The following is a 15,460-nucleotide window of genomic DNA, read 5'->3' as shown; positions in this document are numbered from 1 at the left end:
CAGTCAGACCGGACGCTTACGTTGCTACCGCAGAGACCGAATGACCCGCGCGAGGTCAGCTTTGGGCCGATCAGGTTCCGAAGAGCGAAGACGCTTCGCAACTTTGCAGCGGCGGCTTCCTGCGCATTGCCGCCATTCGTCTGGCCCATCCAACGCCGACACCTCTCCCACTTCCGCGTGTCGGGCATCCAAATATTGACGAGAGGACCACCCTCTCGCCGCTCTCCCGGTTTGTGTTGCGAGGTTGGCCCGCAACACCACAGGGCCACCGTTCTGCCGCGTGTTCTGGATGACACGCGGCAGAACGGGCGCCCCGGATAAAGGGGAACCTTCGCTGGTGTCAATCTTTCACATCAAGGAGACCCGAGATGTTTCAACGCCCCCAGACCTTCGTTCCGGCCCCGGACTGGGCCACGGCCCCACAGCGCGGCGATATCGTGCTGTTCCGCTTTCCCGTCGCCGAGGACGACGCCCGGATCGAGCCGTCAAAGCGGCGGCCCTGCCTGGTGCTCGATACCTTTGCGCGCGGGCAGGACCGCTTTGTCGAGCTGGCCTGTGGCACCTCGTCCGGTGGCCCGGCCAATCGCGGCTATGGGTTCTTCGTGCGGCAGCCGCAATCGCAGGCGCATGCCGGGCTGACCAGGCCGACGCGTTTCGTCTGCGCCCGCCGCATCACCGTTCATTGCCGCAACCGCGAGATTGAGGGTCTGGTCGATGGATCATCGCCCCTGATCGGCCGCCTGGATGACGCGCTGGTCGAACGGATGAACGCCGTGCGCGCCTGGATCCAGGCCGAGGCGGATATCGCCGCGCACCACCGCGAGGAAAAACGCCGGGAACAGGCACGGTGGGCGCGCGAAGATCGCGATTTCCGGTAAGGAACCGCGCCTTCCGGTGCCTCCCGCACCCCCAACAATTCAAGGATACAGACAAGGGAACTTCCCTTTCCTTCGGCTGAAAAACTCACCAGCATGGCCTCCTCCTGCTTTCCGCTGGCCCGCGCCGCCGCGACCGGCATCGAGCGGGATGTGCTCGACCTCATCGCGCCCGAGACCAAGCGCGAAGCCAGAAAGCTCGCGGCACGGCTTCGGAGCGGCGCGATTTTCGACAAGGGCATCCTGGCGATGCTGCACCAGATCGTCGAGGGCACCTGTGTGGAAACCTGCTACGATCACAGCCCGGAAAATGTCTCGGACAACCGGAGTTGGGGCCGCGAGCGCCTTACGCCCGAGGCCGACAGGCCGACCAACGCGCTTTCGGTTCTCATGGAACTCTACGCCACGCTCTCGGCCGTGCATGACGTGCTGCGCGCGGAAAAGGCGCTGAAAGAACTGCGCGCCGCCGCCTGATCGAACCACGCGGGTCGAACCCCCCGCGCCAGGGCGCGCCGGCGAATTTCTGCTGCTACAGAGATGTCGGCGCGTCCGCCTTCGAGGATCAAAAGGCTCTACAAAACTTCACGAACGTGTAGCAAGAAAGGGGAGAACCAATGCGCATCCGACGATTATCGCATTGTTTTTGTTGGAATCACCGGCCTGAGCGGCGGGAAAAATGGCGGAGAGACAGGGATTCGAANGGATCAAAAGGCTCTACAAAACTTCACGAACGTGTAGCAAGAAAGGGGAGAACCAATGCGCATCCGACGATTATCGCATTGTTTTTGTTGGAATCACCGGCCTGAGCGGCGGGAAAAATGGCGGAGAGACAGGGATTCGAACCCTGGAGACGGTCTCCCGCCTACACACTTTCCAGGCGTGCGCCTTCGACCACTCGGCCACCTCTCCGTGGAGGCGATATGTGCCGGATCGCGCCGATCTTTGCAAGATGGAAATATCCGGTATTTCGGCGATCTCAGCTTCTGTTCGGCGCTATGATTTTTCGGCTTGGGTCCCGCCGGTGCCCTGCCCCGTCCCTCTGCCCGGCGTCGTCGCCCCGTCGGGGTCGGTCTGTGTCGTCATGTCATCCGCATCCTGTATCTTTGGCAACGCTTCGGGATTGCGCAGCCATATATCACGCTGGGCAAAGGGTATCTCTATGCCCGCTTCGACAAAGCGGCGGGCGATCTCGTGGTTCAGGTCCGATTTGACGCTCAGAACCCAGTTCACGTCGCGCAGGATCGCGCGGATCTCGAAATTCAGCGAGTCGGCGCCAAAGCCCTGGAACACCACGCTGGGCGCGGGGTTGGCCAGCACCATAGGATGATCATTAGCGATCTCGCCCAAGATCTTTTCGACCTTTCGTGTGTCGGTGCCATAGGCGACACCGACCGGCGCAATCACGCGACCGATCGTATTGCCGCGGGTATAGTTGGTCACCGTGCCGCTGATCAGGTCCGAGTTGGGCACGATCACGTCGCTGCGGTCAAAGGTCTCGATCCGGGTCGAACGCACCGAAATATCGCGCACATAGCCCATAAGGCCGCCGACCTCGATCCAGTCGCCCTTGGAGATCGGCCGTTCAACCAGAAGGATGATCCCGCTGACAAAGTTCGACACGATGGTCTGCAGACCAAAGCCAATACCGACCGACAGCGCACCTGCGACGATGGCCAGGGAGGACAGGTCGATCCCGGCTCCGGTGACCGCGACCAGCGCCGCCAGGAAGACCCCGACGTAACCGATGCCCGCCACGATGGCGTTCTGCCCCCCCGGGTCGATGGCGGTCTTTGGAAGCAGACTGTGCCGTAGCCCGCCCTGCAGCAGACGCGTCAGGCCAAATCCAATGGAAAAGATCAGCGCAAAGGTCAGGAAATTCGTCGGCGATATCTGAACGCCGCCCAACGAAAAGCCGGACAGAAACTGATCCCAAAGCTCGGTCAGGTCGGAAACCCGCGCGCCCCATATCAAGGCCAGAACCGGCAGAGCCAGCAAGGCCAGCACAAAGCCCAGCAGCACGATCAGCAGCGAATCCCGCGCCGCCTCGCCCCGGCCGGACAACCAGCCATAGAGATCGCCAAAGAACCGCTGCAGCGTGACGGCGACCGACACCAGGGCCAGCGTCTCAATCGCCGGATAGACGATGGCTTCGCCTGCATTCACAAATCCGGCGGCAGCCAGCAAAGGTGAAAGCACCGCCATGACCACCGCCCCGCGGCGCAGTGCGTTTACCAGCTTGGGCAGGCCAATGCGTTGTTGGGGGCCGTCCTCGCCGTCTTCGGGCGCGGCGGTTTTAAAGCGCATGCCGATACGCTGCAGGCGCAGCAGAATAAGAGCCGACAGCAGGATCGGCGGGAACACGACGACCGCGCGCGAGGCGTCACTGATATTCTCCATCCGCTGATACAGTTGGATCAGATCGTCCGCGATCAGCATCACCGCCAACATCATGACGAGCAGGAGGGATTCCGCGCGGTGATGCTGCTTGACGAATTCGACCCGGTCATCGCCGGCATCGCGATAGACCCGTTCCGCCAGCCAGCGAAAGAACAAAAAGGTCACGCCCCAGCCCGGAATGGCTTCGAGCAGCAACATGCCCCGCAGCCCCAAAAGTCCGGTCATGGTCATGCCCTTGCAAAAGGCCAGCAAGCCGATCATCGGCAAGACGATGCTGATCAGCGAGGCGACAAAGGTCCAGACCCCGGATCCGACCCCGCCAAACTGACGCAGAAACGCACGCAAACGGCGCGACCAGCGCCCGCCCATCGCCATCAGGACCACACCGACCAGCATCAGCACCGAAGCGCCGGGCCAATGGGCCTTCAACTCGCCCGTTGCAACGCCGCTTTTCCAGGCGATGCGGGTTTCGTTGTACAACCCGCGGATTGCCTCATTCACATCGCGCAACGCCACCGGCCAGTGGGCCGGGTTCAGGGGCGACGGACCGCGCAACAGCAGTTCTTTCGCCTGCCGCTCGCGGATGATCCGGTCGATTTCGCCGATCAGGCCATTGGCGCGGTTGTGCGATTCCTCGGCGACCACCCGCGGCACCCGCAGATCCGCCAGTTGGCTGTTCAGGGACTGCCGTAGCTCGGCGATATCCGCAGGTTCCTCGGCCCCCTCTTCGGGTTTCGGACCCAACGCATCAATCTGCGATTGCAAGGTCTTGATACGCGCCGAATTCTGATCGCGGGCCGAGGCAAATACCTGGCGGAATTCGGCGATCTCGGCGCGCAGTTTCTCCAGCGCCGCATCCGAGGCCCGCCCCTGATCGATGATGGTCTCGGCCCGATCGGCGGTGCGCGTCCATTCGTCAAAAACCTCCCGGTTCAGGTTCGGGTCATTTGCCGCGGCGACGCTGGCGCACAGCGCCAGCAGCAACACGCAGATAAGACGGATCACCGCGGGCACCTGCGTCACGCGTCCTGAAAGACACCAGGGATGCTGGCCGGGGCGCGGGTCATCCAGTCAGGCACCGGCAGTTCCTTTTCGCGCAGAAAATCCGGGTTGAACAGTTTCGACTGATAGCGCGTGCCATAGTCGCACAGCACTGTGACGATGGTATGGCCCGGCCCCAGATCCCGGGCCAGCCTGACCGCGCCCGCGATATTGATGCCGGTCGAGCCGCCCATCACCAGACCCTCGTCGCGCAGCAGATCAAAGACATAGGGCAGCGCCTCGTTGTCCGGAACCTGATAGGCAAAATCCGGGGTGAACCCTTTGAGGTTCTCGGTGATGCGCACCTGGCCGATACCCTCGGCGATGCTGCTGCCCTCCATTTCGAGCTTGCCATCGGTATACCAGGAATACAGCGCCGCCCCCATCGGATCGGCCAGCGCCATCTTGACGCCCTTGGGCTGCAGGGCTTCGGCGACGCCGGCCAGAGTGCCGCCCGATCCGACAGCGCTGACGAAACCGGCGACCTTGCCGTCGGTCTGCTCCCAGATTTCCGGCCCCGTGGTTTCCACATGGGCCTGGCGGTTGGCAACATTGTCAAACTGGTTGGCCCAGATCGCGCCATTGGGTTCGGTCTGGGCCAGTTCGCGGGCCAGCCGTTCGGAATAGCGCACAAAGTTGTTCGGGTTGCGATATGGCGCCGCCGGCACCTGCACCAATTCGGCTCCGGCCAGGCGCAGCATGTCCTTCTTCTCTTCGCTCTGGGTCTCGGGGATCACGATCACCGTCTTGAACCCCATCGAAGCGCCAACCAGGGCCAGACCGATCCCGGTATTGCCGGCGGTGCCCTCGACGATGGTGCCGCCGGGTTTCAGCTCGCCCTTGGCGATGGCATCGCGGATGATGTACAGCGCCGCGCGGTCCTTGACCGACTGCCCGGGGTTCATGAATTCGGCCTTGCCCAGAATCTCGCAACCGGTCTCTTCGCTGACGCGGCGCAGCCGGATCAAAGGGGTGTGTCCTACGGCCTCGGCCAGATCGCGTGCGATATGCATGGTGGTCCCAATCCTTGTTGTCGAAATCAGGTGTATCGCCGGCGGGTGCCGACCTCAAGCGCCGTCGCGCCCGATCGCCTCACCCGGCCAGGCGCAGCCGGTCGCGATGCCGGGCCAGCCACAGGGCGGTCGTGACCAGGGGCATGTCACGATAGCTACGGGCGTCAACCCCTTGCATCAACTGGTCAAAGGTCAGGACCCGGCTGCGGATATCCTCGCCTTCGTCCGTGCCGCCGATCGCCGAAAAATCGCCGCCGAGATCCGCCAGTCCGATGAAAAGATGCAGATATTCGGTCGAGGATCCGGTGCTGGAATAGACCTCACCCGCCGATTCCAGATGCCGCAAGATCAGGCCCGCCTCTTCGGCCGCCTCGCGCCTGGCAGCGGCCTGCGCGGTCTCACCGGGTTCCAGCAGCCCGGCTACCGGCTCCCAGACCCAGGGGGCGCGGTCACCGGTGATGAACAGCGGCGCGCGGAACTGTTCGATCAGCAGTACGGTGTCGCGCACCGGGTCATAGGGCAGAACCACAGCCGCCTCGCCCACCAGTACCGCCGCCCGGTTCAGGACCGGGCTGATGCTGCCGTCATACTGGCGCAGTTGCAGGTCCATCTCCTGCATCGCAAAGAACCTAGCATAGGCGTGGGTATGGCCATGCACGATCACCTCTTGCGCAACGTCCCGGTGCGGATCGCGGGCACGCGTCCGGGCGCTGACATGGGCCGCGGCGCGCCGCTGGATGCCCGGCAAGGCCGCGGCGATCGCATCGGGGCTCTTGCGCCCGTACCAGGCCATGACTTCGCGCGCCGCCTGTTCGCTGATCGCGGCCCAGTCCGCGACCCAACCCTGCAGCGACCAGGGCGCCGCGCCGGAACCGGCACCGGGCGCGGAAAAGAACACCTGCGCGGTGACCGTATCGCCATTGTCCAGCTGCACCGGAACCGGGCGCGGATCATGCCCGCAACTGACTTGATAATACTGAAGACGCTGCAATCCCGCCGCGCAAACTCCGCGCAACAGCAGGCCCGGTACGCGCCCGACCGCGTCGGCCTGCAATAGCGGAACGGGTTGGCCGGGCGGCTGCCGGACAACATGCCCGCACAGAACCGCAGGTGTCAGTTCGGCGTCGTCGACCCTGCGCCCCAGAACGATTTCCAGCAAAGGCAGATGGCGCAGGGCGCCGTGAAGAAACAAGTCGGCCAATTCAGCGGATCCTTGCGATATGTTGGGTTGCTGTCTGCTAGCGCCAGCGCCGCCAGGCGTATTCGGTGGCCAGCCCCGACAGAACGCCACCGATCAGTGCCGCGGCGATCAGGCTGGGCGCCAGCAGGGTCAGCGCATATTTCGCGCCAATCTCGAAAATCGCCAGAACAGCTTCGAACGGCCCGTCAAACCGGTTTCGCATCGCCTGGCGCATCATCTCATAGGCGCCCTGCACAAACAGGCCCCAAAACACCAACGCCACGATACCGGTCAACCCGTTGTTGACCGCCGCTGTCCAACCGCGCCCGGCACGCTTGCCCACGACGATCCACCCGACCACCACGCCCAGCAGCATGTTGATATGCGTGAAATATCCGAACCCCGTGCCTTCGGGCATCAGGGGCATGATCAGCCCGGACAGGATGAATGCAAGCAGCGCGAGGGTGATCGCGGCGACTAGTCGGGCGGCATTGGGCATCGGGTCGTTCGGGATCCTAGGCTGGACGCGTTACCGTTATCTGTGTCACGTCCACATTCCTGCTGTCAAAGGCTGCCGCGCAAGAGGTCAGATAAAAATTCCACATGCGGCGAAACCGCAAGTCAAACCCCAGATCCGCGATCTGTTCCCACCTGGCGTTGAACGTCTCGTGCCAACGCCGCAGCGTCAGGTCATAGCTGTCACCGAATTCGACAGAGCGCACGACGGTAAGACCGGCCTTTTCGATCTGCGCGCGCAGGACCGTGGGCGATGGCAGCATGCCGCCGGGAAAGATGTATTTCTGAATAAAGTCGACACCCCGCCGATAGACGTCCCAGCGCCGGTCTGCGACGGTAATGATCTGCAGGGTGGCATTGCGCCCGGGGCGCAACCGGTCGTGCACGGTGCGGAAATAGGCCGGCCAGTACTTCTGGCCCACGGCTTCGAACATCTCGATGCTGGCGATGCCATCATAGCGACCGGTCTCGTCGCGGTAATCCCGCATCTTGAATGTCACACGATCACTTAAACCCGCATTTTCAATACGTTTCACCGCATAGTTGAACTGTTCCTTGCTGATGGTCAGGCCGGTGACGCGCAGCCCGCGTTCGCGCGCGGCATATTCCGCGAACCCGCCCCAGCCGCTGCCGATCTCAAGAATGTGATCGCCGGGCCGGGCCCCCATCTGGTCGATCAGGCTGGCATATTTCGCGGTCTGCGCAGCCTCCAGGCCTTCCTGTCCGGTGCGGAACAGCGCGCTGGAATAGGTCATCGTCTCGTCCAGCCACAGCGCGTAGAATTCATTGCCCAGATCATAGTGATAGCTGATGTTCTTGCGCGCCTGGGCACGGTGATTGCGCTGCAGCCAAAAGCGCAGGCGCTCATAGGCGCGCACTATCCCCATGCCCGGAAACCCGTCATAGATCGTGTTGGTGCCCAAATGCACCAGGTCCATGAAGGCCTGCAGGTCCGGCGTGCTCCACCAGCGGTCGAAATATGCTTCGCAAAAGCCCAGATCGCCCTCGCGGATCAGGCGGGCGAACAGGTCGTCATTGTGCACGTCAAGCTCGGCGGCCGGTCCGGGTTTTTCGCCCTGGGCCCGAAACACCCGGCCATCGTCCAGGCGGATGTCCAGACGTCCATATTCAAGGTGACGCAGCATCTCCATCACCTGGGCAAAGTACCTGGGCAGGTTTTCCTGCCCCTCTGTCGATGTCAGTACCATCCGCGCTCCCCCAGCGGTCTCGGCATGAAAAGGTTAATTTGTCACGCCATCACGCGCAAGTCACGTCTTGTAAGCTATTCAAAAATCTCGGTTTTCATAGGCGTTCAACGCAACCGCCCGGCCGTCGCTTGCCGACACGATCGGATCGGGATACGGCGCGTCCGCCGTCAGCCCCCAGCGGCGCGGAATCGCGTCGAAATAGCGGCACGCGGTGGCGGGCGGGTCGGCCTGGCCCTCGGCAATCCAGCGCCGTACATAGGTGCGGTCCGGATCAAAGCGGTCCAATTGCGTTCGCGGATTGAATACCCGGAAATAGGGCGCCGCGTCGGGGCCCGAACCGGCCGTCCATTGCCAGCCCATGGCATTGTTGGCCGGGTCCCAGTCCACAAGGCAGTCGGCGAACCAGTCCAGGCCGATTTTCCAGTGACACATCAGATGCTTGGTCAGATAACTTGCGGCGATCATCCGGCCCCGGTTGTGCATCCGGCCGGTGACATACATCTCGCGCATGGCGGCATCGACAAAAGCCATTCCGGTACGCCCCTGTTTCCAGGCCCGCACATGAGGATGCGCCGGGTCGGTGATCCAGGGAAATCCGTCCCATTCACGGCGCCAGTTGTCGGTCAGGATATGGGGGGTGTGATGCATCAGGTGATAGGCGAACTCGCGCCAGACCAGCTGCTTCTGAAAGGTTTCCGCCCCGGCCATGCCGTCATGGCGGGCGCGCAGGGCGGCATGCCAGCAGCGATGCGGGCTGATTTCGCCCAGGCTGAGATATTCTGCCAGGCCCGACGTGCCGTCCTCGGCGGGCAGGTCGCGCCGGTCGCGATAGGCGTCGATCCCCTGCCCGACAAAGCGGTCCAGCCGCGCCAATGCGGCCGCCTCACCTGGCTGGATATGCGGTCGCAGCACCGCCGCCCCCCGGTTCAGGGCCCGCGCCATCGCCCAATCGTCCAGATCATCGCTGTCCGGCCAGTTCTCTGGCGGCGGGATGCGGTCTGGCGGTGGCAGCGGCACATCGACCTCGCGCGCCCTGACCGCCTTCCACATCGGCGTGAACACCCGGTAAAAGCTGCCTGTCCCGGTCTTTACCGTCCACGGTTCGAACATCAGATGCCCTCCGAACGAGCGCGCGGTCAGGCCCTGTGCGCGCAAGGCCGACTTGACGGCGGTGTCCCGGGCCACCGCCTGCGGGTCATAGAGGCGCGACCAATAGACCGTGTCGGCCCCGGTTTCCGCGATCAGCGCCTGCAGAACCTCCAGCGCATCCCCCCGACGCAGGATCAGACGGCTGCCCTGCGCCGCCAGCGCCCGTGCAAGCGCGTCCAGCCCCAGGCCCAGCCGGAACCTTGCCGCCGCACCCAGGTTCCGGGCCGCCGCGTCCAGGATGAACACCGGAATGACCGGCCGGCCCGTCGCGCTGGCCGCGGTCAGCGCCGGATGGTCCCCCAGACGCAGATCGCGCCGGAACCACATCAGGATCGGTGAATTTTGCGCCATGTTCCCCCGCGTGTTTGCCGGTGATACGCACGGGGTGCCGCGCCGGATCAGTTTCGACGGGGGCGCAGCCCGATCGGGCCACGCCCCTGCTGCCGGCATCTCAGGTCTTGAAGACCCGATAGATCGCCGGGATCACCAGAACCGTCAACAGGGTCGACGACAACAGCCCGAACAGCAGCGACAGCGCCAGCCCCTGAAAGATCGGATCGTTCAGGATCACCACCGCACCGATCATCGCCGCGATCGCGGTCAACAGGATCGGCTTGAACCGGATCGCGCCGGCCTCGATCAGGATATCGACGGGGGATTTTCCAGTCCTGTCCGCGTGCCGGATGAAATCCACCAGCAGGATCGAATTGCGCACAATCATCCCCGCCAGGGCGATGAACCCGATCATCGAGGTGGCGGAAAACGGTGCGTTCCACAGCCAGTGGCCGGCCATGATGCCCAGAAAGGTCAACGGAATGGGCGTCAGGATGACCAGCGGCAGCCGGAAGCTGCCGAACTGTGCCACCACCAGGATGTAGATGCCCAGCAGCGCCACGGCAAAGGCCGCGCCCATGTCGCGAAAGGTGATCCAGGTCACCTCCCATTCCCCGTCCCACAACAGGGTGACGCCGGTTTCGTCCTCGGGCTGGCCGTTCAGCCGGATCTCGGGTTTGGTGTCCGCCTCCCAGTCCATCGCGTCCAGCGCTTCGGCCACCGCCAGCATGCCATAAAGCGGTGCCTCGAAATCGCCGGCCAGTTCGCCCATCACCATCTCGGCGTCGCGGCCATTATGGCGAAAGATCGGGAACGAGGCGCGTTCCTGATGCACCTGCACCACATCGCCCAGCTCGACCACGCCGCGCGCACCCGGCAGGGCATTGGCCGGAATCGGCGTCGTCAGAAACCGTTCGTCCATTACCCGGTCACCACGGGCGCGTTCGACCACGATGGGGATCGGGTTGCGACGCGCGGCACGGTGCGAATAACCGACGGTCTGGCCGGCGTTCAACAGGGTCAGCGTGTCAAAGACATCGCGTTCCTGCACCCCGAAATACTCCAGGTCATCGGTGGATATCGTTGCCCGCAACCGCCGGGGCTGGGTGCCGAAACTGTCGTCGATATCGACGATATAGGGCACGCTTTCAAAAGCCTCGCGGATGCGCGCGGCCGCAGCGCGTCGGCTGTCGGCATCGGGCCCATAGACCTCGGCCAGCAGGGTTGCGATCACCGGCGGACCCGGCGGCGGCTCGACGGTTTTCAGCACCGTGCCCGCCGGCATGTCGATGGACGCCAGGCGCGACCGGATATCCAGGGCGATATCGTGGCTGGGCCGGTCCCGGTGATCCTTGGCCACCAGGTTGATCTGGACATCGCCCAGGTTCGGCTCGGCGCGCACATAATAGTGCCGCACCAGCCCGTTGAAATTGAACGGCGCCGCGGTGCCGGCATGGGTCTGAACCGACACCACCTCGGGCAGGTCCAGCACCGCAGCGGCCACCCGCTGCGCCACCGCGTCCGTGGCCTCTACCGCCGCTCCCTCGGGCAGGTCGATCACCACGGCCAGTTCCGACTTGTTGTCAAAAGGCAAAAGCTTGACCGTCACGTCCTTGGTATAGAGCAGGCCCAACGAGCCAAAGGACAAGACCGCCGTGACCAGCAGGAACACCAGGCTGGCGGATTTGCTGGCCAGAACAGGACGGGCCACGGCCGCATAGATGCGGCCCAGCCGACCACCGCTGTTGTCATGCCCGGCGCCGGCGCCGTCATGCGGCGCGCTTCCGGCGATCCTGACCATCAGCCAGGGCGTGATGATCACCGCGACGAAAAAGGAAAAGATCATCGCGGCCGAAGCGTTGGCCGGAATCGGGCTCATATAGGGACCCATCAGCCCCGAGACGAACAGCATCGGCAACAAGGCGGCGACCACGGTCAGGGTAGCGACGATGGTCGGATTGCCGACCTCTGCCACCGCGTCGATGGCGCTGGCGGTGCGGCTGCGCCCGTCGGCCATGGCCCAGTGGCGGGCGATGTTCTCGATCACCACGATGGCGTCGTCCACCAGGATGCCGATGGAAAAGATCAGCGCGAACAGCGACACTCGGTTCAGCGTATAGCCCATGATCCAGGCCGAAAACAGCGTCAGCAGGATGGTCACCGGGATCACGATGGCCACGACGATCCCCTCGCGCCAGCCGATCGCCACCAGTACCAGACCGATGATCGAGACCGTCGCCAGTCCCAGGTGAAACAGCAGCTCGTTGGCCTTTTCATTGGCGGTCTCGCCATAGTCGCGGGTGATGTCCACCTGCACCGTCTCGGGGATCAGACGGCCCTGCAGCCCGTCCAGCCGGTGCAGGATGTCCTCGGCCACCAGAACCGCATTGGCGCCGGCGCGTTTGGCCACGGCCAGCGTCACCGCCGGGCTGCGGGTGATCGTGCCATCGGGGCCGCGCGTGACATGGGCGACCACATGTTCGCGGCTGTCGGTCGCAAATTCGACCTGCGCCACGTCGGCGACATAGACCGGCCGGCCATCGCGGGCGCTCAGCAGCAGATTGGCGATCTCGGCCGGTGCGGTCAGGGTCTCGCCCGCCACCAGATCGATCTGCTCGCCGCCGTCATGCAGCTTGCCGGTGCTAAAGGCGCGATTGGCGCTGGCCACCTTGTCGGCCAGCTGCTGCAACGTGATCCCGAACAGCGCCAGCCGTTCCGGGTCGGGCGCGATCCGCAGTACCTCGGGCGTCTCCCCGACCAGATAGGTCAGGCCGACATCCTGAATCTTTGAGATTTCCGTGCGCACCTGACGGGCCACCCGGGTCAGATCGTTGGCCGAAACATCTCCGCCCGGTGCCGGCGAAAAGGTCAGCGAAACGATGGCCACATCGTCGATGCCGCGCCCGACGATCAGGGGTTCGGGAATGCCCACGGGGATCCGGTCGATATTGGCACGCACCTTTTCATGCACCCGCAGGATCGCCGCATCGGTCGAGGTGCCCACAAGAAAGCGGGCCGTGACCATGGCGCCGTCGTCCCGGGTCTGGGAATAGACATGTTCGACGCCGTTGATCGCCTTGACGATGGTTTCCATCGGTTCGGTGACCAGCTTGACCGCATCCTCGGCGCGCAGCCCGTCGGCCCGAATGTGGATGTCCACCAGCGGCACCGAGATCTGCGGCTCTTCCTCGCGCGGCAGCGACGTCAGCGCCACCAGCCCCACCGCCAGGGCGGCCAGAATGAACAAGGGGGTCAGGGACGACTTGATAAAGGCCCGGGTCAACCCCCCGGCAAGGCCCAGCTTGCCCGATTGCGCGCTGTCATTCATCGTCCAGTACCACCGTGTCTCCGGCTGACAACCCGGCAAGGATTTCGATCATCTCGATCCCGTCGATGGTCACGCGCCGTCCCGGCAGCACGGTGCGCTGCTGTTGCGCGCCATCGCCGTCCAGCTGCACAAAATCCAGCCCCGCACGACTGTGAACCGCCGCGGCCGGCACCATGAGCGCGCTGCGTTCCGCCACCGGCAGCCGCACCAGGACGCGTTTGCCGACAAAGACGTCGCTCAGCCCGGCAACCTCGACATCGGCCACCACCCGGCCATTCTCGATTTCCGGATAGAGACGCGCCAGGCGGCCCTGCCGGGCGCCGCCGGATTCCTCGATCTCGATGAGGTCGCCCTCGCCCAGAGCCGCAGCGTGGCGTTCCGGCACCGCCAGGCGCAGATAGAAACCGCCGCCGCCGATCATCGCCACCACTTCACCCGGCAGAATCACAGCCCCCACCGACACCGGCACATCCAGCACCCGGCCCGTCAGTGGCGCCAGAATGTCGCCTTCGGCGGCCTGTTGCTCGATCACCCGCCGTTCGGCGCGCGTGGCGTCGATCCGGTTGGTCAGGACGTCGACCTGAGTGCGCAGCCCGTCCAGACGCTGCACCGTCGTGACCCCGCGCTTCAGCAGTTCTTCGCCCCGGGTCAGCTCGGTCCGGGCATTGGTCAGCTGCGAGTCCAGCACCTGCAGTTGCGCATCCAGCGCCGCCAGCCGGAAATCGAGCTTTCCATCGACAATGCGCGCCAGCGGCTGCCCGGCCGCGACCTGGTCGCCCTCGGTCACGTCCAGTTGCATCAGCGTGCCCCCCAGCCGCGCCCGCGCCGGAATGCGGTCACGCGCCTCGATCCGGCCATAAACCGCCTTCCATTCGGTCACCGCCATGGCCTCTACGACATGAGCTTGCTGTGCCTGCCCCAAGGCAGGCAACAGGATACAGACGATCGCCGCAACAGCCAGTTTTCTCACGATTTCGACCCTTTCCCGTTTGCCGCCCCTGCGGGGAGCCGGCTGATCCGACCGTCATGTATCTGCTTTGGCCATGATATTCAAGTTTTTGCAGATGTAGTTCAGGTTCCGTCGCCTGGCCTTGACGTGGATCAATCTCAACCCGCTCACGGCGCGGATTGCAACGATGGTCGTTAAGGCGCCTTTAACCGCAGTGTCATATTGACTTTGACCAAACATGGCCCGGCATGCCCTAATCTGGTTGGGCGGGCATCTATCGAGCGGAGCGCTGAAATGTTGTTGTTGGCCAGTATGCTGGGTCTGATCGCAGTGGGCGGTGTCGTGCTGACGACAGACTTTACCGGTCTGAAAGCCGATGATGAAGAAGAGGATGGCCTGATCGACGAGCCCGCGGCGGACACCCTGAGGGAAAATACCCAGCTCTTGGATTTTGCGGACAGTGAAAACGACCTGCTACTGAGCGGCGGCGCCCAAGATGATCAGATCACCGGCGGTGACGGCGATGATTCCATCTCCGGCGGTGATGGCAGCGACATGCTGCTCGGCCAGTCCGGTGACGACACCCTTCTGGGCGGCGCAGGCGACGACGTGTTGCTGGGGCATGACGGCGCCGACCTGCTGCAAGGCGGCGCCGGCGATGACGAATTGCACGGGGTCGATGGCGACGACACCCTGTTGGGCGGCGCTGGGGACGATCTGCTTCACGGTGGTCAGGGCGATGACATTCTGACCGGCGGGATGGGCCAGGACGTGCTTTTCGGCGGTGCCGGGGATGATCTGATCTCCGGCCTGGAAACCGCCAGCAACGATAACGGCGCCGATGGCACTCCGACAGCGGATTTCCTGAGCGGAGGCGCTGGCAACGACACGATCCTGGCCGATTCCGGCGACGTCGTCGAAGCGGGCGACGGTGCCGACAGAATCGTGACCGGCGACTGGATCGAAGACGGCGAGGCTGCGGAACTTAAGGATTTCGAGGTCGGCAAGGACCAGTTGCTGATGGTTTGCGACCTGACCGAAACGCCGGATCCCGAGATCGAGATCGTTCCAGACGAGGATATGCCCGGACTGAGTCATGTCCTTGTTGATGGAACCGAAGTCGCTTGTGTGCACAGCGATGCACCGCTGACCGAGGCCGATATCGTGCTTATGGATCACAGCGATGGCGCCACGTTCGGCCTGACAGACGTCACCGCCTGACGCGCTTCGGGCGGTCCGCGGCCAGACCATTCCCTTGGCCGGAACCGGCGGCGCGACCCACCTGCACCTTTCAGAAAAAGCTTGCAGATTTCAGCCAATGACCGATGCGCCTGTCCGAACGGGAACGCAAAAGCGATTTGGACCCGTTCGCGCGCGATGAATCGCCGGTTAGCCCGTGTCGATCCGACATGTTTCCCCCTTGCGCGCCAGCATCACCACCCGGATCGTCTTGCCCCGCACGTCCCGATTT

General features: G+C 64.0%; 11 protein-coding genes and 1 tRNA gene. 3 read left to right on the top strand and 9 right to left on the bottom strand.

Annotated elements, in window-relative coordinates:
• The first annotated feature begins 368 nt into the window (after window positions 1-368).
• Together ACFMPD_RS05690 and ACFMPD_RS05685 are read left to right on the top strand one after the other, a co-directional pair.
• On the top strand, window positions 369-878 hold the full coding sequence (locus ACFMPD_RS05690) for a type II toxin-antitoxin system PemK/MazF family toxin (protein WP_380992699.1): 510 nt from the start codon (window positions 369-371) through the stop codon (window positions 876-878).
• 93 nt (window positions 879-971) lie between these two features.
• A complete protein-coding gene (locus ACFMPD_RS05685) occupies window positions 972-1,349 on the top strand; it encodes a hypothetical protein (RefSeq protein ID WP_380992697.1) in 378 nt (125 codons plus the stop codon).
• Between the two features lie 345 nt (window positions 1,350-1,694).
• On the opposite strand, the gene ACFMPD_RS05680 is transcribed toward ACFMPD_RS05685, so the two are convergent.
• The 9 genes from ACFMPD_RS05680 to ACFMPD_RS05640 form a co-directional block, all read right to left on the bottom strand.
• Window positions 1,695-1,784, bottom strand: a tRNA-Ser gene (locus ACFMPD_RS05680).
• Between the two features lie 84 nt (window positions 1,785-1,868).
• On the bottom strand, window positions 1,869-4,295 hold the full coding sequence (locus ACFMPD_RS05675) for a DUF3772 domain-containing protein (protein ID WP_380992695.1): 2,427 nt from the start codon (window positions 4,293-4,295) through the stop codon (window positions 1,869-1,871).
• On the bottom strand, window positions 4,292-5,326 hold the full coding sequence (locus ACFMPD_RS05670; protein ID WP_380992693.1) for a cysteine synthase A: 1,035 nt from the start codon (window positions 5,324-5,326) through the stop codon (window positions 4,292-4,294). The genes ACFMPD_RS05675 and ACFMPD_RS05670 overlap by 4 nt, the downstream gene beginning before the upstream one ends.
• Window positions 5,327-5,405: 79 nt before the next feature.
• The gene (locus ACFMPD_RS05665) at window positions 5,406-6,527 is read right to left on the bottom strand and encodes an NUDIX domain-containing protein (protein WP_380992691.1); all 1,122 of its coding nucleotides are present in this window, start codon (window positions 6,525-6,527) and stop codon (window positions 5,406-5,408) included.
• Window positions 6,528-6,564: 37 nt separating this feature from the next.
• On the bottom strand, window positions 6,565-7,005 hold the full coding sequence (locus tag ACFMPD_RS05660) for a TrgA family protein (RefSeq protein WP_380992689.1): 441 nt from the start codon (window positions 7,003-7,005) through the stop codon (window positions 6,565-6,567).
• Window positions 7,006-7,021: 16 nt separating this feature from the next.
• On the bottom strand, window positions 7,022-8,230 hold the full coding sequence (locus tag ACFMPD_RS05655; protein ID WP_380992687.1) for a class I SAM-dependent methyltransferase: 1,209 nt from the start codon (window positions 8,228-8,230) through the stop codon (window positions 7,022-7,024).
• 78 nt (window positions 8,231-8,308) lie between these two features.
• Window positions 8,309-9,730 (bottom strand): cryptochrome/photolyase family protein, encoded by a 1,422-nt coding sequence (locus ACFMPD_RS05650; protein ID WP_380992685.1) that lies wholly within the window; start codon window positions 9,728-9,730, stop codon window positions 8,309-8,311.
• A 100-nt stretch (window positions 9,731-9,830) separates the two neighbouring features.
• A complete protein-coding gene (locus ACFMPD_RS05645) occupies window positions 9,831-13,040 on the bottom strand; it encodes an efflux RND transporter permease subunit (protein WP_380992682.1) in 3,210 nt (1,069 codons plus the stop codon).
• Window positions 13,033-13,926 carry an efflux RND transporter periplasmic adaptor subunit gene (locus tag ACFMPD_RS05640; RefSeq protein ID WP_380992713.1) on the bottom strand — a complete coding sequence of 298 codons (894 nt, stop codon included), beginning with the start codon at window positions 13,924-13,926 and terminating at the stop codon, window positions 13,033-13,035. Before ACFMPD_RS05640 ends, ACFMPD_RS05645 begins: the two co-directional genes overlap by 8 nt.
• A gap of 357 nt (window positions 13,927-14,283) precedes the next feature.
• On the opposite strand from ACFMPD_RS05640, the gene ACFMPD_RS05635 reads away from it, so the two are divergent.
• Window positions 14,284-15,210, top strand: coding sequence for a calcium-binding protein (locus ACFMPD_RS05635; RefSeq protein ID WP_380992680.1), 927 nt, complete (start codon window positions 14,284-14,286; stop codon window positions 15,208-15,210).
• Window positions 15,211-15,460 lie beyond the last annotated feature (250 nt).

The sequence above is a fragment of the Sedimentitalea sediminis genome, assembly GCF_042687825.1.
Taxonomy (GTDB): domain Bacteria; phylum Pseudomonadota; class Alphaproteobacteria; order Rhodobacterales; family Rhodobacteraceae; genus Sedimentitalea.
Note: the sequence above shows the minus strand (reverse complement) of the source record. Positions and strands in the feature narration are given on the sequence as shown.

Excerpts from the sequence above, each read along its gene's own strand:
- ACFMPD_RS05690 (WP_380992699.1), top strand. The coding sequence starts at position 369 with ATGTTTCAACGCCCCCAGACCTTCGTTCCGGCCCCGGACTGGGCCACG.
- ACFMPD_RS05685 (WP_380992697.1), top strand. The coding sequence starts at position 972 with ATGGCCTCCTCCTGCTTTCCGCTGGCCCGCGCCGCCGCGACCGGCATC.
- ACFMPD_RS05670 (WP_380992693.1), bottom strand. The coding sequence starts at position 5,326 with ATGCATATCGCACGCGATCTGGCCGAGGCCGTAGGACACACCCCTTTG.
- ACFMPD_RS05660 (WP_380992689.1), bottom strand. The coding sequence starts at position 7,005 with ATGCCCAATGCCGCCCGACTAGTCGCCGCGATCACCCTCGCGCTGCTT.
- ACFMPD_RS05655 (WP_380992687.1), bottom strand. The coding sequence starts at position 8,230 with ATGGTACTGACATCGACAGAGGGGCAGGAAAACCTGCCCAGGTACTTT.
- ACFMPD_RS05650 (WP_380992685.1), bottom strand. The coding sequence starts at position 9,730 with ATGGCGCAAAATTCACCGATCCTGATGTGGTTCCGGCGCGATCTGCGT.
- ACFMPD_RS05645 (WP_380992682.1), bottom strand. The coding sequence starts at position 13,040 with ATGAATGACAGCGCGCAATCGGGCAAGCTGGGCCTTGCCGGGGGGTTG.
- ACFMPD_RS05640 (WP_380992713.1), bottom strand. The coding sequence starts at position 13,926 with ATGGCGGTGACCGAATGGAAGGCGGTTTATGGCCGGATCGAGGCGCGT.
- ACFMPD_RS05635 (WP_380992680.1), top strand. The coding sequence starts at position 14,284 with ATGTTGTTGTTGGCCAGTATGCTGGGTCTGATCGCAGTGGGCGGTGTC.